The organism is Devosia salina (assembly GCF_019504385.1).
GTDB lineage: Bacteria > Pseudomonadota > Alphaproteobacteria > Rhizobiales > Devosiaceae > Devosia > Devosia salina.
Window position 1 is genome coordinate 3,946,756 of the sequence record NZ_CP080590.1, and the last position, 21,321, is coordinate 3,968,076.

Consider the following 21,321-nt stretch of genomic DNA (forward strand, 5'->3'; position numbering starts at 1 on the left):
CGCCGCGTCCCGCACCTGCCCAGCCGGGGATGAGCACGCAGCCGATGGCCAATGACCTTTCCACGCCGCTGACCGGACGCCGGCGCCGGAATCAGGCCCGGTCGAAGCGGTTTCACTTCCCCCTTGCCCGGCTGCTTTTCGGCCTGATCTTCCTGATCATCGGCGGCATCGCCTTGCGCCTGATGCTGGTGGATGACCCCGATGGCGGTCGTCCCAGCGAGGAAGTGGCCATCACGTCCACCCGCGACAACAACTCCATTGCCAACGAGGCGGCCAGCCACCCGGCGACCATTACCGCCGACCCCGGTCAATACCCCGCCAATGGCTCGGTCATTGCTGTTCCCACCCCCTCCGGCAGCACCGCCGGCAGCGCCATGGGGCAGGTTCCCGACCAGTTTGGCGCGCTGCCAGACCTCAGCGAAGAAACCTCCGTCGGCACCATTCCGCGCATGTCCGGAACCGGTCTCACCCCCTTCGCGGCGTATCGCCGGCCCGTGGACAGTGCGGCGACCACCGGTCCGATGATCGGCATCGTCGTCACCGGCCTCGGCATCAATGAGCAGGGCTCGCTCGATGCCATCGACCAACTCCCCGATGATGTGTCGCTGGCCTTTGCGCCCTATGGCAGGTCGCTGCAATCCAGCGTCGCCGCGGCGCGCGCCGCCGGCCACGAGGTCATGCTCGAAGTCCCGCTCGAGCCCTTCGACTATCCCCAGAACGACCCCGGCCCCCACACCATGCTGACCGGGGAGACACCGCGCGACAATCTCGAAAAGCTGTTCTGGCTCATGGCCCGCTTCGGCGGCTATTTCGGCGTCATCAACAATATGGGCGCCCGGTTCACCGCCTCGGCGGTGGACATGGCCCCGATCATGGAAGAGTTTGGAGCGCGTGGCCTGGGCTATCTCGATGACGGATCGTCCAATCGCTCTGTGGCCGCTCAGCTCGCTTCCGCCAATCGCGTGCCGTTCGGCCGCGCCGGGGAAATGATAGACGCCAATCCGGCCCGGGCATCCATTCTCTCAGCGCTTGCCAGCCTTGAGACGGAAGCCATAGAATCGGGCAGCGCCATTGGTATTGTCAGCGCATTGCCCATCTCCGTGCAGACTGTGTCGGACTGGGCGCGCGAACTCGATGCCAAGGGAATTGCGCTGGTTCCGGTCAGCGCCCTGATGAAATAGAGACATTCCATGCCGACCAGCCGGCCCGACCGTGAAGCCCTGCCCTATCGCGATTGCGTGGGCGTTGCCGTGTTCAATGCCGATGGCAATGTGTTTCTCGGGCGCCGCAGGATCGAGGGCGACCCCGACCAGTCGGCGAGCCATGGCTCGGCCTGGCAATTGCCGCAGGGCGGCATCGACAAGGGCGAGGACCCGCTGCGCGCCGCGCTGCGCGAACTCTACGAAGAGACCAGCATCACCTCGGTCAGCCTGCTCGCCGAGGCCCCGGAATGGATCTATTACGATCTGCCCGACGACCTTCTCGGCAAGGCCTGGAAGGGCAAATATCGCGGCCAGCGCCAGCGCTGGTTCGCCTTCGCCTTTACCGGACCCGACAGCGAAATCGATGTGGAGCATCCGGGCGGAGGCAAGTTCGAGGCCGAATTCGACGGCTGGCGCTGGGAAAAACTCAGCCGCGCGCCCGCGCTGATCGTGCCGTTCAAGCGCCCCGCCTACGAGAAGGTGGTCGAGGCCTTTGCCGATATCCCGCAGCGCTTCACCCATGTCTAGAGCATCGGACCGAACAGGGCGTCGCGGTTTCCGGACCGATCCGATGCGACTCCCAGGAGCAAAGACCCGATGAAGACCATTGGCCTGATCGGCGGCATGAGCTGGGAGTCCAGCGCCCACTATTATCGCATTCTCAACCAGGAGACGGCGGCGCGCCTGGGCGGCCTGCATTCAGCACCGGTGATCATGCACTCGGTGGATTTCGCCCCGATTGCCGCCATGCAGGCTGCGGGTCAATGGTATGAGGCTGGTCATGTGCTCAACGAGGTCGCCCGTGGCCTGGCTGCTGCAGGCGCCGAGGTGCTTGGTCTGGCGACCAATACCATGCATGTCGTGGCGGAGGCCATGATGGCCGGCCTCGACCTTCCCTTCATCCATATTGCCGACCCGACGGCAGGGGCGCTGCTGGCGGACGGCTTCGATACAATTGGCCTTCTGGGCACCCGCTTCACCATGGAAATGGGCTTCTACAAGGAGCGGCTTGCGGGGCATGGGCTGAACGTGCTGGTGCCCGAGGTGGACCACACCAACCTCAACGGCATCATCTATGACGAGCTGTGCAAGGGCATCGTGCGCGAGGAGTCGCGCCGCGTCTATCAGGCCGCCATCGATCGCATGGCGGCGCGCGGCGCCCAGGCGGTGATCCTGGGGTGTACCGAGATCGGCATGCTGATCGATGACAGCACAAGCCCACTGCCCACCTACGACACCACCGACCTGCACGCCAAGGCGCTGGTCAGCGCCGCCCTGGAAACCTGAAGCGCGGGATTGTGGCGGTCAGGCGGCTCGGCGGCCTGCCGCCTGCTGCGGCGCCTTGCCGTCGTCTTCCAGCGTGAACACATCCACGATCATGTCGAGCGCCTGGGTCTGACCTTCGGTCTGCTCGATCACCGCATTGGTCTGTTCAACCAGCGAAGCATTGTGCTGGGTCATCTGGTCGAGCGTGCGCACGGCGGTGCTGACCTCCTCGATCGAGGCCGCCTGTTCGCGGCTGGCCAATGCGATCGAGCGCACCAGTTCACTGTTTTCCGCCACCGCATCGAGCATGGCGCGGAGCTTGTCACCGGCCGCCGCGACCAGGCTGGACCCGCCCTTGACCTCACCGGCGCTCTGTTCCACCAGCGCCTTGACCTCGGCGGATGCGCTGGCCGCGCTCTGGGCCAGGCGCCGCACTTCCACGGCCACCACGGCAAAGCCCTTGCCGGCATCCCCGGCGCGCGCCGCTTCCACCGAGGCGTTGAGCGCCAGCAGATTGGTCTGGAAGGCGATATCGTCGATCATACCGATGATGTTGGAGATCTTGGCCGAGGAGGCGGTGATCCGCTCCATGGCGCCATTGGCCTCACCCATGACGGCGCCACTTTCGGCTGCCGCCTTCGAGACGGTTTCGGCCTTGCCCGCGGCCTTCTCCGCCATGTCCGCATTGCCGGCGACAGTCGCCGCCAGTTCTTCCATCGCGGCCGAGGTTTCCTCGATGGTCGCCGCCTGGCGGGTGGTGCGTTCCGACAGGTCGTTGGCGCCAGAGAGCAGCTCGCCGCTGGCGGTGCGCAGCGAGCGCGTGGTCAGCCGCAACTGCCCCACCACATCGGCAAAGCGCGCGATCGTGCCATTGAGGGCCACCCGCAGATCCTCGAATTCGGGTGGGAAGCTCGTCTGGATCGGGCCGGTCAGGTCGCCCTCCGCCAGCCGCTGCAGCCCGGCGCCAATGGCCGCAACCGAAGTCTTGCGGGCCGTCACGTCGGTGGCGAACTGCACGACCTTGTAGGGCACGCCATCGGCGTCGAAGATCGGCGTGAACGTGCTCTGGATCCAGATTTCCTGGCCCGTCTTGGTGCGGCGGCGATATTCGCCACTCTTGAACGCGCCTTCGCTCAGGTCCTGCCAGAACTGCCGATAGCTCTGGCTGGCCGGATCGGCGTCATAAAGGAACAGGGCATTGGGGCGCCCCACGATCTCTTCGAGCCGGTAGCCCAGCAGCGCCAGGAAATTGTCATTGGCGGTCATGACCGTGCCGTCGAGTTCGAATTCCACCACCATCTGGCTGCGTGAAATCGCCTGCAGTTGTCCGGTATGGTCGGCCGCCTCGGCCAGGTGCTGGCGGGCCTGCGCGTCGAGGGCCGCCTTTTCCACGGCATTGGCGCGGAACACTTCCACCGCCCGGGCCATGGCGCCGATTTCATTGCGCTGCTCGGTATAGGGCACCTGGCTGTCCAGTTCGCCCTGGGCCAGGGTCCCCATCACGCCGGCAAGGTCGGGAATGGGACGCATCAGCTTGCGCGCCAAGAGCAGGGCCAAAATGCCGGTGACCACGAGGCCCGCGAGCCCCACGGCCCCCAGGACGATCATGGTCCGGCCCAGCACGGCCTGGATCGGCCCCTTGTCGACCGCCACCATCAGCGCGCCGATCACCTGCCCCTCCGCCGTGGCGATGGGCTTGTAGCTCAACAGATAGTCTGCGCCATTATAGCTGGTCTCGGCGCGCACGGGCTGATTGCCGATCAGGGCTTCGAACACCGGGTCGCCAGCAACCAGGCTGGTCTCCATCAGGCGTTCACCGGCGCCATCGACAAGGCTCGTGCTGCCCACCACCATGTCAGGGCTCTTCTCGGTGTCATAGACATAGACCGAGACATCGTGCCCGGCCACATGGGCCACGGAATCGATGACGTCATGGGTTCGGAAACGCGGCATGCTCCGCGCGGTCAGCGCGGAGACATTGCCGACATCGTCGACCACCACTTCGAGGTTCGGCAGATTGACCTGCAGGATTTCGGCGGCAATGCGGGTCGTGTCGCGCAGTGCGTCATTCTCGTCCTGAGCCACCGAGGCGCTCAAGCTGTAATAGAGCCCACCAAGCACCGCCATGATGGCCACGGTGATCGCACCGATAGTCATGCTGGATATGGCGAAGGTCAGCCGGATATTGCGCAGGAAAGAACCCATGATCATGCCCCCGAAGTCCGGCCGCCGGTGGCCGGCGTTCTGCCGTTCCGCGGGCACTGTGCACCGCAAGGGTTAATCACTGGTTGATTGCGAGAAAAGTACTATAAATATCAATGACTTGCACAAATATTGCGCTAAGTGCCTATCAGACAAGCAAAAGGCCGCCCCAACGGACGGCCTTCTTGAGGCGATCGTGCTGCCGCGCGGTCCTTAATGGACATGCGCTCCGTCGATATGCTGGGCCTCTATGGCCAGGTTCAACAGGCCCGATACCACTTCCTGGGCATAGGACTTGTCTTCCGGCGTCGCGGCGCGATTGAGCTCTTCTTCGGCCGCCTTGATCTGGGCCTGCAGATCGGCATGGTCGAAATCGGTGAACGGCACCGACTGCTCCGCCAGAATGGTCAGGCCCGAGGCCGACACGTCTGCAAAGCCGCCTTTGACGAAATAGACATCGGACGCGCCACCGGACTTGGTCACGGTGATGAAGCCGGGCTTGAGCGTGGTCATGAACGGCGCATGGTCGTCCATCACGGTGAAATAGCCTTCCGTGCCCGGCACGGTGACCGACATCACGGTTTCGGACAGCACCAGCCGCTCGGGCGACACGATCTCGATCTTGAGGCCTTCAGCCATTCTTTTGGTCCTTTGGCAACGAAGCCCGAATTCTCATCCGGGCCCCATGACGAGATGGCGGGCCACCGAAGCGGCCCGACCGACTTTAGGCAGCCTGGGCGGCCAGCTTCTGCGCCTTGGCAATGGCGTCGTCGATGGTACCGACCATGTAGAAGGCGGCTTCCGGCAGGTGGTCATACTCGCCGCTCACCAGGCCCTTGAAGCCCTTGATGGTGTCTTCGAGCTGGACGAACACGCCCGGCGAACCGGTGAACACTTCGGCCACGTCGAAGGGCTGGGACATGAAGCGCTCGATCTTTCGGGCGCGGGCCACGGTCAGCTTGTCTTCTTCGGAGAGCTCGTCCATGCCCAGGATGGCGATGATGTCCTGCAGGGCCTTGTACTTCTGCAGGATCGCCTGCACGTCACGGGCGACCTGGTAGTGCTCTTCACCCACGACCTGCGGGTCGAGAATGCGCGAGTTGGAGGCCAGCGGATCCACGGCCGGGTAGATGCCCTTTTCCGAGATCGCGCGGTTGAGCACGGTGGTCGCGTCAAGGTGCGCGAAGGTGGTGGCCGGGGCCGGGTCGGTCAAGTCGTCGGCGGGCACGTAAACGGCCTGCACCGAGGTGATCGAGCCCTTGGTGGTGGTGGTGATGCGTTCCTGCATCGCGCCCATGTCGGTCGACAGCGTCGGCTGGTAACCCACGGCGGAGGGAATGCGGCCCAGCAGAGCCGACATTTCGGCACCGGCCTGGGTGAAGCGGAAGATGTTGTCCACGAAGAACAGCACGTCCTGGCCCTGGTCGCGGAAATGCTCGGCGACGGTAAGGCCGGTCAGCGCGACGCGGGCACGGGCACCCGGGGGCTCGTTCATCTGGCCGAACACCAGGGCACACTTGGAGCCGGCGGCAGAGCCACCATGTTCCTTGGGGTCCTTGTTCACGCCCGATTCGATCATTTCGTGGTAGAGGTCATTGCCTTCGCGGGTGCGTTCACCCACGCCCGCAAACACCGAATAACCACCATGCGCCTTGGCGACGTTGTTGATCAGTTCCTGGATCAGCACGGTCTTGCCCACGCCGGCGCCACCGAAAAGGCCAATCTTGCCGCCGCGAGCATAGGGGGCGATCAGATCCACGACCTTGATGCCGGTGACCAGCACTTCGGCTTCCGGGGACTGGTCCACGAAATCGGGCGCTTCCTGGTGGATTTCACGACGGCCGGCGGTCGCAACCGGGCCGGCTTCGTCGATCGGCTCGCCGATGACGTTCATGATGCGGCCAAGGGTCTCGTCGCCCACCGGCACCGAGATCGAAGCGCCGGTATCGGTCACTTCGGTGCCGCGGACCAGACCTTCGGTCGTGTCCATGGCAATGGTGCGCACGGCATTTTCGCCGAGATGCTGGGCAACTTCCAGCACCAGGCGCTGGCCGTTATTGGTGGTTTCAAGTGCGTTCAGGATGGCGGGCAGGTGATCGTCGAACACCACGTCAACGACGGCGCCAATGACCTGCGAAACGCGACCGGCCTTCTTCTCTGCCATTTGTTCGTCCTCGCTGATGGGTTAGAGCGCTTCCGCGCCCGAGATGATTTCGATGAGTTCTTTGGTGATCTGGGCCTGGCGCTGGCGGTTGTAGCTCAGCTGCAGCTTGTTGATCATTTCGCCGGCATTGCGGGTCGCATTGTCCATGGCGGACATCTGCGCACCGTAGAACGAGGCGCTGTTCTCGAGCAGGGCGCGCAGCACCTGCACCGAGATGTTGCGCGGCAACAGGTCCTCGACGATTGCTTCTTCGCTCGGCTCGTATTCGTAGGGAACGGCCGGGGCATTGACGTCGCCTTCGGCTTCCACCTTTTCCAGCTTGGCCGGGATGATCTGCTGGGCCGTCGGCACCTGGCTGATCACCGAGCCGAACTTGGCAAAGTAGAGCGTGGCCACGTCGAATTCGCCGGCGGCGAACATCTCGAGCACCTTGTCGGCAACCTGCTGGGCCTGGGTGAAGCCCACCTGCTTGACTTCGCGGAAGTTGAACGTGTCCACGATCAGGTCCGGGTACTGCCGGCGCAGGATGTCATGGCCCTTGCGACCCACGGTCAGGAGCTTGACGGTCTTGCCCTGGGCAATCAGCTTCTGGGCATGGTCGCGGGCAAGACGGGCGATCGACGAGTTGAACCCGCCGGCAAGCCCGCGCTCACCCGTGGCAACGACCAGCAGATGCACCTGGTCCTTGCCGGTGCCGCCGAGCAGCACCGGTGCGTTTTCCTGACCATCATAGACGGCGCCAAGCGCGGCCAGCACCTTGCCCATGCGCTCGGCATAGGGACGGGCGGCCTCGGCGGCTTCCTGGGCGCGACGGAGCTTGGCCGCCGCGACCATCTGCATGGCCTTGGTGATCTTCTGGGTCGATTTGACCGAGTCGATCCGGTTTTTCAGGTCCTTTAGCGACGGCATTGCCTGTCGTCTCCTTCAGGGCTTAAGCCGCGTAGGTCTTCTTGATCTCGTCCAGTGCCGACTTGAGCTTGGCGCGGGTATCGTCGCTGAGCTGCTTTTCGGCTGCGATGGTCTTGAGAAGATCGGCATGCTTGGAGCGCATGTTCGAAAGCACGTGCTTTTCGAAATCCTGCACCTTGTTCACGGGGATCGAGTCCAGATAGCCCTGGCCACCGGCAAAGATCACCGCGACCTGTTCTTCGGTCTTGAGCGGCGAGAACTGCGGCTGTTTGAGCAATTCGGTCAGGCGTGCGCCGCGGTTCAGCAGGCGCTGCGTGGCGGCGTCGAGGTCCGAACCAAACTGGGCGAAGGCGGCCATTTCGCGGTACTGCGACAGCTCACCCTTGAGCGAACCGGCAACCTGCTTCATCGCCTTGATCTGGGCCGAACCACCCACACGCGACACCGAAAGACCAACGTTCACGGCCGGGCGGATGCCCTGGAAGAAGAGGTTGGTCTCGAGGAAGATCTGGCCATCGGTGATCGAGATCACATTGGTCGGAATATAGGCCGACACGTCGTTGGCCTGGGTTTCGATGACGGGCAGCGCGGTCAGCGAACCAAGACCATGGTCTTCGTTCATCTTGGCGGCACGTTCGAGCAGGCGGCTGTGGAGATAGAACACGTCGCCCGGATAGGCTTCGCGGCCCGGCGGACGGCGCAGCAGCAGGGACATCTGACGGTAGGCAACGGCCTGCTTGGTCAGATCGTCATAGGCGATCACGGCATGCTTGCCATTGTCACGGAACCACTCGCCGATGGCGCAGCCGGTGAAGGGCGCGATGTACTGGAGCGGGGCCGGGTCCGACGCGGTCGCGGCGATGACGATCGAGTACGGCAGGGCGCCGGACTCTTCAAGCTGGCGCACGAACTGGGCGACGGTGGAGCGCTTCTGACCCACGGCGACGTAGATGCAGTAGAGCTTGTCGGTATCCGAAGCGTCGGCGTCGTGGGCCGGCTTCTGATTGAGGAAGGTGTCGAGAATGATCGCGGTCTTGCCGGTCTGGCGGTCACCGATGACCAGCTCGCGCTGGCCGCGGCCGATCGGGATCAGCGCGTCGATGGCCTTGAGGCCGGTGGACATGGGCTCATGCACCGACTTGCGCGGTAGAATGCCCGGAGCCTTGACGTCAACGCGGCTGCGCTGGGTATGGTCGATCGGACCCTTGCCGTCGATCGGGTTGCCCAGACCATCGACCACGCGGCCGAGCAGGCCCGGACCGACAGGGGTATCCACGATGGCGCCGGTACGCTTGACGACGTCGCCTTCCTTGATGGCGCGGTCGGACCCGAAGATCACGACGCCGACATTGTCGGTTTCAAGGTTGAGGGCCATGCCCTTGACGCCGCCCGGGAACTCGACGAGCTCACCGGCCTGCACATTGTCGAGGCCATAGACGCGGGCAATACCGTCACCGACGGAAAGCACCTGACCAACTTCGGAAACCTGGGCTTCCTGGCCGAAATTCTTGATCTGGTCCTTGAGGATCGCAGAAATTTCCGCGGCTTTGATGTCCATTATCCGACCTCTTTCATGGCGATTTTCATCGCAGCGAGTTTTGTCTTGAGTGATGAGTCGATCATCTGGCTACCGACCTTCACCTGAAGGCCACCGATCAGCGAGGGATCGACGAATTGGTTGAGCGTGACGGTCTTGCCCAGCTTGGCCTTGAGCGTCTCGGCCAGGGCCTTGGCCTGGGCATCGGACAGCGGCGCAGCAGAGGTGACGTCGGCCGTGGCTTCGCCACGGGCGGCAGCGGCCAGCTCGCGGAACACGGCAATGATGGTGTCGAGTGCGAACAGGCGCCCATTCCGCGCCACCAGGCGCAGGAAATTGCCCACCAGCGGATTGACCTTGGCCTTCTTGAGGATCGCCTCAAGCGTCGACGCCTTGACGTCTCCGGAGATCACGGGGGAACGGAGATAGCGCGAGAAGTCGTCGCTTTCACCAATCAGCCGGGAGATGTCGGAAAGGCCGGTTTCCACCTGGGCCAGCTGGTTCTCGCCCTGGGCGAGATCGAACAGCGCCGACGCATAAGGCCGCGCGATCTGGGTAAGCACTGAATTCTGCGCTGCCAATGCCGCTTCACCCTCTTGGTTATCTGCTCCGGTCTCGCCCCGCATTTTCGTGCCGAAAACCGGGTCGTTGCCGACGCTTGTTTTTGTCCGGAAAGGGGGCACACCTCGACCCCCCAGGAAATCGCGCCCCCTCTAGCACAAGGCCGTTGCGCCATGCAAGGCGCGGCGGCGCGATTCAATGGCGGCAAAAGTGTCGCACTTCGAACCGTCCCGCAGGGCAAATCATGCCAGTGGCATGATTTGAGGCGAGAAGGCCATGAGGCCTATGGCCGAATGGCAGGAACCGTCCTGCAAGCCAAATCGCTCCGGTGGAGCGATTTCAGGCGAAGAGGCCGCGAGCGCTATGGTTGAGCGGCGGCGGCGGTCCGGCACGGGAGCTGCCGCGCCAGCGGCGCGCCATATCGGCCCCTCCGGGCCTACATAAAGCTCATCGGATCGATATCGACCTGGATCTTGAGGTCGCCCTTGGGCTTTTCCGCGTTGGATAGCCAGAAGCGCATATAGCCCGAGAGGTCGAAATCCTTGCCCGACTGGGCCAGTAACCGCACCCGGTGCCGCCCGCGGATCATGGCGACGGGCGCATCGGCGGGACCGAACAGGCGCACCCCCTCGGCCATGGGCGCCGCCGACAACAACCCCTTGGCAAAGGCCATGGCCGTCTGCTGTTCATTGGCCGAGATGATCAGCGCTGCCAGCCGACCGAAAGGCGGCATGCCGCCGGCCTCGCGCGCCAACAATTCCTGCGCATAAAACGCCTCGCGATCGCCCGAAACCATGGCCTTCATCACCGGATGGTCGGGATGGTAGGTCTGGAGGAAGGCCTTGCCATGCCTTGACGCGCGGCCGGCGCGGCCGGCCACCTGCGTCAGGATCTGGAAGGTCTTTTCGGCGGCACGCGGATCGCCATGGGCGAGGCCGAGATCGGCATCGAGCACGCCCACCACCGAGAGCTTTTCGAAATGATGTCCCTTGCTCACCAGCTGGGTGCCGATGATGAGGTCATAGTCTCCGCGCTCGATCTCCGCAAAGCGTTCGCGCAACTGGGCATGGCTGCCCATATCGGTCGAGAGCAGCACCCGCCTTGCCTCGGGGAAACGCGCCGCGGCCTCCTCGGCCACCCGTTCGACGCCCGGACCGACGGCGACCAGACTGTCAGTGTCCCCACATTCCCCGCAGGCCTTGGGCGTCCGCATCTCATGCCCGCAATGGTGGCACATGAGCACGCCGCGAAACCGGTGCTCCACCATCCAGCTCGAACAGTCCGGGCACTGATATTGATGTCCGCAGGAGCGGCAGAGGGTGAGCGGTGCATAGCCGCGCCGATTGAGGAACAATAGCGCCTGCTCGCCCCGGTCGAGCGCCGCAAAGACCTCCCGCGCCAGCGCCGGGGCGATCCACTCGCCCTTTTCCGGCCCATCGGTGCGCATGTCGATGGCCGTGACATCGGGCATGGCCGCCTCGGCAAAGCGGCTTTCGAGCGTCACATGCGCGTAGCGACCGTGATTGGCATTGTTGCGCGATTCCACCGAGGGCGTGGCCGACGACAAGACCACCCGCGCATTGGCGAGATTGGCGCGGACAATGGCCATGTCGCGGGCATGGTAGGTAAAGCCGTCCGATTGCTTATAGGCGCCGTCATGTTCTTCATCGAGCACCATGAGCCCCAGTTCCCGGAACGGCAGGAACAGCGCCGAGCGCGCCCCCACAACGGCCCGCACCGAACCCTCCAGCACCCCACGCCACACCTTGGCCCGCTGCGCCGGGGTCATGTCCGAATGCCATTCGGCCGGCCGCGTGCCGAAGCGCCGGGTGAAGCGGTCGATAAAGGTATTGGTGAGGGCGATTTCGGGCAGCAGCACCAGCGCCTGCCGCCCGGCGCGCAGCGTATCGGCCACCGCCTCGAAGAACACCTCGGTCTTGCCGCCGCCGGTGACGCCATCGAGCAGGGCCACGCCGAACTGGCGGGCATCGAGCGCGAGGATCTGGTCCAGCGCTCTTTGCTGCTCGGGATTGAGTTTTGCCGGATTATCATCGGGGTCGGGCGGCATCACCACCGGCGGCGGCGGCATTTCCAGCTTCTCGATGGCGCCCGCCCGCTCCAGCCCGTCAATGACCGAGGAAGAGACCCCGCTGGCACCCACCAGTGCCGGCTTGGGCCAGGCCATGTCGTCCATCAGGCAATCGAGCACGCGCAGCCGTGCCGGGGTGAGCTTTTCCGGCTCATGCCCGGTGCGGCGATAGGCGACCACCGGCTTGGGCGGATCGAGCGCCTCGGGCGAGCGCAGGACGCCGCGCAGCACCTGGCCCGGCGCCGTCAGCGTATAGCGCGCCACCCATTCGACCAGCCTCAGCAATTCCTCGGACAGCGGCGGCACGTCATAGGCATGGGCGATGTCGCGCAGCCGATTATGCGCAATCATGTCCTTGGGCGGTCCCCAGACCACGCCGAGGATCAGCCGCGGCCCCAGCGGTACGGCGACGATGGAGCCGCGCTCCACCGAGATGCCGGCGGGCACGCTATAGCTATAGGGGCCCTCCACGGCCACCCCCACCATCACCGCGACAATGTCAGGACGATCGATCATCTGTGCCTGTTCTGTTCGCATCGCCGGAGCCCCAATGCAAGCGATTCCGTTGGCGCGGCCTGCTGACATTCCCTGACGTGATGTTCTTCTAATGTTCATGCAGGATGAAACGGGAGGACGTCATGAAGCAGCACATGTTCCACAAGGAAACCGCAACGATCACCGGCATTGCCCGCTCCGCCAGCTTCTACGACTGGCTGGTCGGACGCAGCCGGGTCAGGCGCCGCCCGGCGCCACTGCCGGCCTATCTCTACGCCGATCTCGGCCTTCCAACTCCTGGCGAAGACTGGGATGGGCGCGGCAGGGCCCCCTTCGACTAGGGTTTGTTCACCAGCGCCGGCATAGACTTCACCCATGACCGACAGCGCCTTTGCCACCGATGATTTCGTCCGCAGCCAGATCGATGCCTGGCTGCGTGACCTTGGGTCCGTGCGACGCCTCGCGCCCAAGACCCTCGAAGCCTATGGCCGCGACCTTGGACAGTTCATGGCCTTCCTGTCCGGCCATATGGGCGGTCCGGTCTCGCTCGCGGCCCTCAAGGAGCTGCGCGGCGCCGATATCCGCGCCTTCATGGCCCAGCGCCGCAGCGAGAGCCTCGGCTCGCGTTCGCTGGCGCGCGTCCTGTCCGCGCTCAAGAGCTTTTTCAGCTTTCTCGAGCGTGAGGGGACGCTGGCGACCGAGGCGCTCAATGTCATCCGCACCCCCAAGGTCCCGCACTCCCTGCCCAAGGCCCTGACGGTCGTGGAGGCCAAGCGCACCATCGACGCCACCAATGAGCTGGAAGACCGCCCCTGGGTGGCGGCGCGCGACATGGCGGTCATCTCGCTCTGCTATGGCGCCGGACTGCGCATTTCCGAGGCCCTGGCGCTCACCAGGGCCGACCTCGAAACCGATACGCTGCGCGTCACCGGCAAGGGCGGCAAGGTGCGCATGGTGCCCCTGATTGCGGCGGTGCGGCAGACGATCGACACCTATCTCGAGCTCGCCCCGTTCAAGCTCGGGGCGGACGACAATCTGTTCCGCGGCGTCCGCGGGGGCGTCCTGTCGCCGCGGCTCATCCAATTGCGCATGGCCCAGCTCCGCTCCGCGCTCGGCCTGCCGCCCTCGGCAACGCCGCACGCCCTGCGGCATTCCTTTGCCACCCACCTGCTGGGCAAGGGCGGCGACCTGCGCGCCATCCAGGAACTGCTCGGCCATGCCAGCCTCTCCACCACGCAGATCTACACCGCCGTCGATACCGAGCGCCTGCTGGAAAGCTACACGAACGCCCATCCGCGCGGCTGAATTGCCCCGAATGGACGGATTTGGCCTTGCGCGGCTTGGCTGCCACGAAGTCAGGGCCTATCCAATGGGCCATGTCTTCACGCCCGACGATTCTGATTTCGATTCTTTGGCTCATCCGTCCCTCACGGGCCCGGACCGAAGGCTGACATCCAGCATTTGGCACCAACCGGCCCGCTCCCTGCGGCGTCCGGTTGACCCCATGGAGCGGCCAGAAAGACCCCGCCCATGTTCACCAGATCACCCGCAAAGCCCCAATCACCGCAAGAGGCATTGATCCCCGGCCGGATCGACCTCGTCGGCTATGGCTTTGCAATTGCCGGCGCCGCGCTGTTTTCGACCAAGGGCATTTTCGCCAAGCTCGCCTATGCCCAGCATGTCTCTGCCGAAGCGACCCTGGCGCTGCGTATGCTCGTTGCCCTGCCCGTCTATCTGGCTATCCTGGTCTCGCTGCTGCGCCGCAACCCGCAATTGCTGGCCAGGCTGACGCCGCGACAGGTCCTGCCGGCCATGGCGGTCGGGGCGCTGGGCTATTTTGTTTCCAGCTATCTCGATTTTGCCGGCTTGGCCCATGTCACCGCGCAATATGAGCGGCTGGTGCTCTTCACCTATCCCTTCTTCGTGCTGCTGTTCGGTGTCTGGTTTTTTGGCGACCGCATGAACTGGGCGCTGGTGCCGGCCATGGCGCTGTCCTATGGCGGGCTGCTGATCATTTTCGGCTGGAACCTGGCGGTGCAGCCCGAAGGCCTGTTGACCGGCACGGCGCTGGTGCTCGGCTCGGCGGTCACCTTCGCCTTTTACCAGCATCTGGCCAAGCGCCGCATGGCGGTGCTCGGCGCCGGTCTCTTCACCTGCATCGGCATGTCCACCGCCGCAGTGCTGGCGATCGGGCAAAGCCTGGTGCTGGACGGCGTCGGGCCCTATCTCGCCTACCAGCCCCAGGTCTGGGCACTGGGCCTGATGCTGGGCATCTTCGGCACCGTGCTGCCCTCGTTCCTGCTCAATGCCGGCATTTCCCGGATCGGCGCGCGCGCCACTTCGGCCACCGGTTCGCTCGGACCGATCGTCACCATCGCCCTGGCGGTGGTGGTCCTGGGCGAGGCCTTCACCCCCTTTCATGCCCTGGGCACGGCCCTGGTGATGGCGGGGGCGATCCTTTTTGCCCGAACCGACAACCGGGCCCGCGCTGCAAATCGCTAGCTTTCCCGCTTCTGGCCGCCGCAAAGCCGCTGTAATGTGCGCTCACCACTATTGCTACATCTGAGGGTTGAGGGAGAACGAGCGATGCGTGCAATCACCAAACGACTGGGCCTGGCCGGCGTCATGCTGGTGATGGTGTCGGGCCTGTCCGCCCCTGCATTGGCGCAGGGAACGGGGACCGTCGATTTTGGCGACGACACCTCCAACTGGGCCAATGACGGCGAATGCGACGATCCGCGCTTTACCGGTTCGGCCATGGCTGCCGAGCTGGAAGATGTCGATATCGGCAAGGACGCCACCGACTGTCGCACCGCCTTCGAGGCCGGCACCATCACCCTGGTGGAAGGCGATGCCGGCACGGACATGGCTGGCGGCGACATCGACTTCGGCGATGACAGTTCCAACTGGTCCAAGGACGGGGAATGCGACGACCCGCGTTTCTCGGGCACCGGCATGGCCGCCGAACTGGAAGACATCGATATCGGCAAGGATGCCACCGACTGCCGCACCGCCTATGAGGCCGGCACCATCACCCTTGCCGGCGAGGGCAGCACCACCCCAATGGCCGATATCGACTTCGGCGACGACAGTTCCGAATGGGCCAAGGACCAGGAATGCGATGATCCGCGCTTTGCCGGCTCCGGCATGGCCAGCGAACTGGACGACGTCAATATCATGAAGGACGCCAGCGACTGCCGCCAGGCCTTCGAGGACGGCACCGTGACCCTGGCCGAAGATGCACCGGATGAACCGATGAGCACGGTCCCCGGTTCGGTGCTCGAGGCCCTGGCCGCCCGTATCGACTTCGGCGATGACAATGGCAACTGGCCCAATGACAATGAATGCGACGACCCCGACTTTGTCGGCCCCGGCGTGGCGGGCGATCCGTCCGATGTCGACCGCATGCACGACGCCAGCGACTGCCGCGCCGCCTTCATCGCCGGCGAAGCCGCGCTCAAGTCGGCCAGCGACCTGGGCGGCGTCTTCGACTATGGCAATGACAGCTCGGAATGGGCCAATGACGGCCAGTGCGACGACTGGCGCTTCACCGGCCCCGGCATGGCCAAGAAGCTCTCCAGCGCCGATGTCCAGGCCGATGCCAGCGATTGCCAGGCCCTTGAAGCCTCTGGCGACATTTCGATCAAATCGGTCTATCAGCCCGACTATATCCTGGGCGCGCCCTATGACACTTCTGGCGTCAATTTCGGGGATAATTCATCGTCCTACGCCAATGACAATATCTGCGACGACCCGCGCTTCGAAGGCCCCGGCTCGGCCACGACGCTGCTCGACAGCGATCTGGAACACGACGCCGAGGACTGCCGCACGCTCTATGAGCAGGGCAAGATCATCCTGCGCTAGACGGGTTCAGCAGACGAAACACCAACGGCGGGGCCTCGATCCCGCCGTTCGCTTTTTGGGGGGAATGGGGTGGGGAGGCGAGGGTCAGCTCTTGGTGACCTTATCTTCCGTCCTCTACGCGACTGTTTGCAAGTGCCTCGTCATTCTCCTCGATCCACCTTTCCAGCCTGGCCATACGATCCGGCCAGACCTCATTGTACTCGTGGTCAAAGGTGGTCATGCAAAGGGCTACTCTCTCGAGATGACCATCGGTGTAGCGTTCCGACCAATTGTTCGAGAAATGTGTCTCGTATTCGCCATGGTCAACCTTGGAATAGCCCCTCATGAAGCCCTCGTAGCTCGGATGGGCGCTCTCGGAGAGGTCTGCGTAAAACGCCATGAGACCTGGGTACTCGTTGTCGCACTTCTCTAGCACGGACACGATATTCATCGATTTTGGAGCATCGGGGTTGTTGCGCGCGCCTAGCAGCAGCACGGAAGTCTTCTCTCCGAAGGCGTTGAAGTCCAGCGTCCCTTCAATCACGCGCCGCATCTGTTGGTTGAGATAGATCAGCGTGGCGAGCGTCTCGAACGCGCTCCGGAGCAATATCCGAGCACCGAGGATATGCGACTGGTGATAGAGGACCTGGGACTGCTGCAAGAGGTCCACCAACCGCCAAGCCACCACCTCACGTAGCATCCATACCCGAAAAGTCGATTTCCATTTGTAGACGATGGGATTTCGGGAAATTAATCCGCCAACGGGAATGCTTGTCATCAATGTTGCACTCCAAGCTTCGAGTGTCTCATCGACCTGCATCATCTCATCGACTTTCCAGTTCTACGCGATTTCCCTAACTGTATCATCATTGCGTCGAACCACACTCGTCCCCAGAACACCATGACGGCAGCTTTCGGGTGGCTATCAGCTTAGCCCGAACGACCGCAAAGGGATCGAAATCGGTCCTCCGGTTTTGTCTCTTTGTTTCCACCCCTCGGATCGTCACCCTCGGGCCTGACCCGAGGGCTCTGTACTTTGGCGTTTCGGCAGGGGCGCTATGAAGCGACACAAGTCTGAATGGGCGCGACCTCTGTGACGAGATCGTCAAGTGAAGAGCCCTCGGGTCAGGCCCGAGGGTGACGCGCGGTGGGTTGGGAGACAGCAGGTTTTGGTTGTCTGGTCGTATGGGCTCAACGGCCCCAGCGGCGTCGCATTCTGCCGTCCACACACCGTGACCCAAAAACAAAACCCCCGGCATGGACCGGGGGTTTTTTCATGAACAATCGGCGTCTGAACCCTAGAGCTCCCGTTCTAACTCAGAACGGGAGCTCTATCTCTTTGTTTTGTCACGCTTTCGAACCGCAAAAGTGGTGTCCACCTTTGCTGAAAGCGCTCTAGGCCGCCTTGCGCTCGACCATCATCTTCTTGATCTGGGCGATGGCCTTGGCCGGATTGAGGCCCTTGGGGCAGACCTTGGCGCAGTTCATGATGGTGTGGCAGCGATAGAGCTTGAACGGGTCCTCGAGATTGTCGAGGCGCTCGGACTGGGTCTCGTCGCGGCTGTCGATGAGCCAGCGATAGGCCTGCAGCAGCGCTGCGGGGCCAAGATATTTCTCGCCATTCCACCAATAGGACGGGCAGGAGGTCGAGCAGCAGGCGCACAGGATGCATTCATAGAGCCCGTCGAGCTTGGCGCGGTTCTCGATCGACTGCGTCCATTCCTTGTCCGGCGTGGGCGAGGTGGTCTTGAGCCAGGGCTCGATGGCGCGGTGCTGGGCGTAGAAATTGGTGAGGTCGGGGACGAGGTCCTTGACCACCGGCATATGCGGCAAGGGGTAGATCTTGATCGGGCCGGAGCTGTCGTCCATGCCCTTGGTGCAGGCCAGGGTATTGAGCCCGTTGATATTCATCGAGCACGAACCGCAAATGCCCTCGCGGCAGGAGCGGCGGAGCGTCAGCGTCGGATCGGTCCGGTTCTTGATATAGAGCAGCGCATCCAGGATCATCGGGCCGCAATCGTCGAGATCGACGAAATAGGTATCGATGCGCGGATTGTCGGTGCTGTCCGGATCGTAGCGATAGATGTGGAACTCGCGCAGGCGCGTGGCGCCCTCTGGCTTCGGCCAGGTCTTGCCCTTCTGCGGCTGGTCGGCCTTGCGCAATGTCAGTTCGGCCATTTTCTTCGCTCTTCCTTCTCAACTCCGGGGTCTTCGACCCCAAGGCATGTCGGTTTCGCCCGATCAGTAGTTCGGCTTGCAGACCTGGTTCGATCGGGCGACATAGGTATTGTAGGCGTCATAGTCGGATGCGGCGGGCGAGCCGCCCTTCATCGACGAAATCACGACCCCCATGAAGCGTTCGTCGATCAGCGTCATCGCCGCATCGGCCTTGCAGCCGCACAGCCGCGCATCCTGCGCGATGCCCATGCAGACGCGGTAGAATTCATCCTTCTGCGCCGCGGTAGGCGCCGCGGCGAAGGCCGGCAATCCAGTGCCCAGCAGCAATGCGAGGACGACGATTGGTCGTGTCATTCATCCCTCCTAGAAGCCGCCACGGGTCAGCGTTACGGCGCCGGGCCCGAACATGGTGTTGAGATTGCCCTCATAGCCGCCCTGGCCGTCGGCGATGAGCTGGCCCTGGATGGCGCCGGTATTATTGGTCAGCGCGATGCCATTGCCGGCGCTCATCCATCCGGCGACCGATGAAAACTCGCTCGAGCAGAAGCCCGACTGCGCCGCCTGCATGGCGCCGCTGGCCCCGCTCAGCGGGCTGGTGGAGAGGGCAAAGGTGCAGGTCCGGCCGAATTTGTCCTTCAGCGTCCACTTGCCGGTCATGGCATTGGCCATGCCGGCCATATTGGCATTCGAGCCGATCACGAAGCTGCCGCCGGTCATCACACGCTGGCCGGTCGAGGGATCAATCTGGCTGGTGGTAGTGACAACGCTGTTATTGCCATAACTGGTCTGCTCGTTCTGGCCAAAGGTGCTGCCGGCCGCGCCAGCATTGCCGCTGGCGGCAAAGTTGGTCGAACTGGTCGAGCAGGCGGCCAGAGCGAAAGCGGCGGTCAGGACAGCGAGGTAACGGATCATGCGCGTTCTACTTGCCTTCCTTCGCGGGCTTGGGCGGGGCGGGTGGCCGGGTGTCGCCATTCTGGCTGGGCTTTGGAGCATGCGCGACGGGCCCGGCCTGACGCCAGCTGTCGTGACTGCGCTCTTCGCAGAGGTGACACATGGCGCTCAGTACACCCGCGCCTTGGGGGCGATCTTCTTGAGGTCGATGCCGCCCTGGTCTTGCGGGGTCAGCGGATCGGTGATCACCGGACGATAGCTGAGGTCCACCGCGCCATTGCCCACATCGACGCGGGCCAGGGTGTGCTTGCGCCATTCCTGGTCGTCGCGATTGGGGAAATCCTCATGGGCATGGGCGCCGCGGCTTTCGTGACGCGCCTCCGCCGACACCACCGTGGCGATGGCGCAGGTCATGAGGTTTTCAAGCTCGAGGGTTTCCACCAGGTCCGAATTCCAGATCAACGAGCGGTCGGTGACCTTGACGTCGGGCAGGCGCGCATAGATCTCGGTCATCGCCTTGACGCCGTTCTTGAGCGAGTCCGAGGTGCGGAACACGGCGGCATCGGCCTGCATCGTGCGCTGCATCTCGTCGCGCAGCTTGGCCGTCGGCTGGGAGCCATTGGCGTTGCGCAGGCGATCGAAGCGGGCGAGGATTTTCTCGTCTTCCGACTTGTTGATGCCCGGCACGGGGGCGGCCTTGTCGAGCACCTTGCCGGCGCGGAGGGCCGCGGCGCGGCCGAACACGACCAGGTCCGTGAGTGAATTGGACCCGAGGCGGTTGGCGCCATGCACCGAGGCACAGGCCGCTTCGCCCACGGCCATCAGGCCCGGCACGATGCGGTTGGGGTCCTCGGCGGTCGGGTTGAGGACCTCGCCGTGATAGTTCGCGGGAATGCCGCCCATATTGTAGTGCACCGTCGGCAGCACCGGGATGGGCTCGCGGGTCAAATCGACACCGGCAAAGATCTTGGCCGATTCCGTAATGCCCGGCAGGCGCTCGTGCAGCACTTTGGGATCGAGGTGATCGAGGTGCAGATAGATATGGTCCTTCTTGGGACCGACGCCACGGCCTTCGCGGATTTCGAGCGTCATGCAGCGGCTCACGACGTCGCGTGACGCCAGGTCCTTGGCATTGGGGGCATAGCGCTCCATGAAGCGCTCGCCTTCCGAATTGGTGAGATATCCGCCCTCGCCGCGCGCCCCCTCGGTGATGAGCACGCCGGCGCCATAGATGCCGGTGGGGTGGAACTGCACGAATTCCATATCCTGCAGCGGCAGGCCGGCGCGGGCCACCATGCCATTGCCGTCGCCGGTGCAGGTATGGGCCGAGGTGGCCGAGAAATAGGAGCGGCCATAGCCGCCCGTGGCCAGCACGACGAGCTTGGCGCGGAACCGGTGCAGGGTGCCGTCATCGAGCTTCCAGGCAATCACGCCCTGGCATTCGCCATTTTCGCCCATGATCAGGTCGAGCGCGAAATATTCGATATAGAACTGCGCATTGTTGCGCAGCGACTGGCCGTAAAGCGTGTGCAGGATCGCGTGGCCGGTGCGGTCGGCGGCGGCGCAGGTGCGCTGCACCGGCGGGCCATCGCCAAACTCGGTCATGTGGCCGCCGAAGGGGCGCTGGTAGATCTTGCCTTCCTGGGTACGCGAGAAGGGCACGCCGTAATGCTCAAGCTCATAGATGGCGGCCGGGGCCTCGCGCGCCAGATATTCCATGGCGTCATTGTCGCCCAGCCAGTCCGACCCCTTGACGGTGTCGTACATGTGCCACTGCCAGCTGTCCGGCCCCATATTCTGCAGCGAGGCGGCAATGCCGCCCTGGGCCGCGACGGTGTGACTGCGGGTGGGGAAGACCTTGGTGATGCAGGCGGTGTTGAAGCCTTGTTCGGCCATGCCCAGCGTGGCGCGCAGGCCCGCGCCGCCGGCGCCAACCACCACCACGTCGAATTCGTGGTCGATCAGTTCGTAATTCGCCATTGGA

Annotated in this window: 19 protein-coding genes; 7 read left to right on the top strand and 12 right to left on the bottom strand. The window is 63.9% G+C overall.

The features are described 5' to 3' along the window. Positions 1-29 precede the first annotated feature (29 nt). The 3 genes from K1X15_RS19325 (at position 30) to K1X15_RS19335 (ending at position 2,489) form a co-directional block, all read left to right on the top strand. Positions 30-1,181, top strand: a complete 1,152-nt coding sequence (locus K1X15_RS19325; protein WP_220305162.1) for a divergent polysaccharide deacetylase family protein — start codon at positions 30-32, stop codon at positions 1,179-1,181. Between the two features lie 9 nt (positions 1,182-1,190). Beyond that, positions 1,191-1,730 carry an RNA pyrophosphohydrolase gene (locus K1X15_RS19330; protein WP_220305163.1) on the top strand — a complete coding sequence of 180 codons (540 nt, stop codon included), beginning with the start codon at positions 1,191-1,193 and terminating at the stop codon, positions 1,728-1,730. Positions 1,731-1,799: 69 nt separating this feature from the next. Then, on the top strand, positions 1,800-2,489 hold the full coding sequence (locus tag K1X15_RS19335) for an aspartate/glutamate racemase family protein (RefSeq protein WP_220305164.1): 690 nt from the start codon (positions 1,800-1,802) through the stop codon (positions 2,487-2,489). A gap of 18 nt (positions 2,490-2,507) precedes the next feature. Here the strand turns inward: K1X15_RS19335 and K1X15_RS19340 are convergent, their stop codons facing one another. The 7 genes from K1X15_RS19340 to K1X15_RS19370 form a co-directional block, all read right to left on the bottom strand. Continuing rightward, positions 2,508-4,679: a methyl-accepting chemotaxis protein gene (locus K1X15_RS19340; RefSeq protein WP_220305165.1), complete on the bottom strand. Its 2,172-nt coding sequence runs from the start codon at positions 4,677-4,679 to the stop codon at positions 2,508-2,510. A 204-nt stretch (positions 4,680-4,883) separates the two neighbouring features. Continuing rightward, positions 4,884-5,309 carry a F0F1 ATP synthase subunit epsilon gene (locus K1X15_RS19345; protein ID WP_220305166.1) on the bottom strand — a complete coding sequence of 142 codons (426 nt, stop codon included), beginning with the start codon at positions 5,307-5,309 and terminating at the stop codon, positions 4,884-4,886. Positions 5,310-5,394: 85 nt separating this feature from the next. Beyond that, positions 5,395-6,834, bottom strand: a complete 1,440-nt coding sequence (gene atpD / locus K1X15_RS19350) for a F0F1 ATP synthase subunit beta (RefSeq protein ID WP_220305167.1) — start codon at positions 6,832-6,834, stop codon at positions 5,395-5,397. A 21-nt stretch (positions 6,835-6,855) separates the two neighbouring features. Next, positions 6,856-7,743: a F0F1 ATP synthase subunit gamma gene (locus tag K1X15_RS19355; RefSeq protein WP_220305168.1), complete on the bottom strand. Its 888-nt coding sequence runs from the start codon at positions 7,741-7,743 to the stop codon at positions 6,856-6,858. Between the two features lie 22 nt (positions 7,744-7,765). Next, positions 7,766-9,301: a F0F1 ATP synthase subunit alpha gene (gene atpA, locus K1X15_RS19360; RefSeq protein WP_220305169.1), complete on the bottom strand. Its 1,536-nt coding sequence runs from the start codon at positions 9,299-9,301 to the stop codon at positions 7,766-7,768. Continuing rightward, a complete protein-coding gene (locus K1X15_RS19365) occupies positions 9,301-9,906 on the bottom strand; it encodes a F0F1 ATP synthase subunit delta (protein ID WP_338033482.1) in 606 nt (201 codons plus the stop codon). The genes atpA and K1X15_RS19365 overlap by 1 nt, the downstream gene beginning before the upstream one ends. Positions 9,907-10,277: 371 nt before the next feature. After that, entirely contained in the window at positions 10,278-12,446 is a 2,169-nt protein-coding gene (locus K1X15_RS19370) for a primosomal protein N' (protein ID WP_240549576.1), read from the bottom strand. Positions 12,447-12,568: 122 nt separating this feature from the next. On the opposite strand from K1X15_RS19370, the gene K1X15_RS19375 reads away from it, so the two are divergent. The 4 genes from K1X15_RS19375 (at position 12,569) to K1X15_RS19390 (ending at position 16,289) form a co-directional block, all read left to right on the top strand. Next, on the top strand, positions 12,569-12,766 hold the full coding sequence (locus K1X15_RS19375; protein WP_220305172.1) for a hypothetical protein: 198 nt from the start codon (positions 12,569-12,571) through the stop codon (positions 12,764-12,766). Positions 12,767-12,800: 34 nt separating this feature from the next. Next, the gene (locus K1X15_RS19380; protein ID WP_220305173.1) at positions 12,801-13,730 is read left to right on the top strand and encodes a tyrosine recombinase XerC; all 930 of its coding nucleotides are present in this window, start codon (positions 12,801-12,803) and stop codon (positions 13,728-13,730) included. A 225-nt stretch (positions 13,731-13,955) separates the two neighbouring features. Then, positions 13,956-14,927 (top strand): DMT family transporter, encoded by a 972-nt coding sequence (locus K1X15_RS19385; protein WP_220305174.1) that lies wholly within the window; start codon positions 13,956-13,958, stop codon positions 14,925-14,927. Positions 14,928-15,011: 84 nt separating this feature from the next. After that, entirely contained in the window at positions 15,012-16,289 is a 1,278-nt protein-coding gene (locus tag K1X15_RS19390; protein WP_220305175.1) for a hypothetical protein, read from the top strand. Between the two features lie 100 nt (positions 16,290-16,389). Here K1X15_RS19390 and K1X15_RS19395 read toward each other — a convergent pair whose 3' ends face one another. From K1X15_RS19395 to sdhA, 5 genes are all read right to left on the bottom strand, one after another. After that, the gene (locus tag K1X15_RS19395) at positions 16,390-17,091 is read right to left on the bottom strand and encodes a hypothetical protein (RefSeq protein WP_220305176.1); all 702 of its coding nucleotides are present in this window, start codon (positions 17,089-17,091) and stop codon (positions 16,390-16,392) included. A 572-nt stretch (positions 17,092-17,663) separates the two neighbouring features. Continuing rightward, positions 17,664-18,446 carry a succinate dehydrogenase iron-sulfur subunit gene (locus K1X15_RS19400; protein WP_220305177.1) on the bottom strand — a complete coding sequence of 261 codons (783 nt, stop codon included), beginning with the start codon at positions 18,444-18,446 and terminating at the stop codon, positions 17,664-17,666. Positions 18,447-18,509: 63 nt separating this feature from the next. Next, positions 18,510-18,800: a hypothetical protein gene (locus tag K1X15_RS19405; protein ID WP_220305178.1), complete on the bottom strand. Its 291-nt coding sequence runs from the start codon at positions 18,798-18,800 to the stop codon at positions 18,510-18,512. A gap of 9 nt (positions 18,801-18,809) precedes the next feature. After that, positions 18,810-19,358, bottom strand: a complete 549-nt coding sequence (locus K1X15_RS19410; RefSeq protein WP_220305179.1) for an AprI/Inh family metalloprotease inhibitor — start codon at positions 19,356-19,358, stop codon at positions 18,810-18,812. A 147-nt stretch (positions 19,359-19,505) separates the two neighbouring features. Further along, the gene (gene sdhA / locus K1X15_RS19415; RefSeq protein WP_220305180.1) at positions 19,506-21,317 is read right to left on the bottom strand and encodes a succinate dehydrogenase flavoprotein subunit; all 1,812 of its coding nucleotides are present in this window, start codon (positions 21,315-21,317) and stop codon (positions 19,506-19,508) included. Between the last annotated feature and the right edge of the window lie 4 nt (positions 21,318-21,321).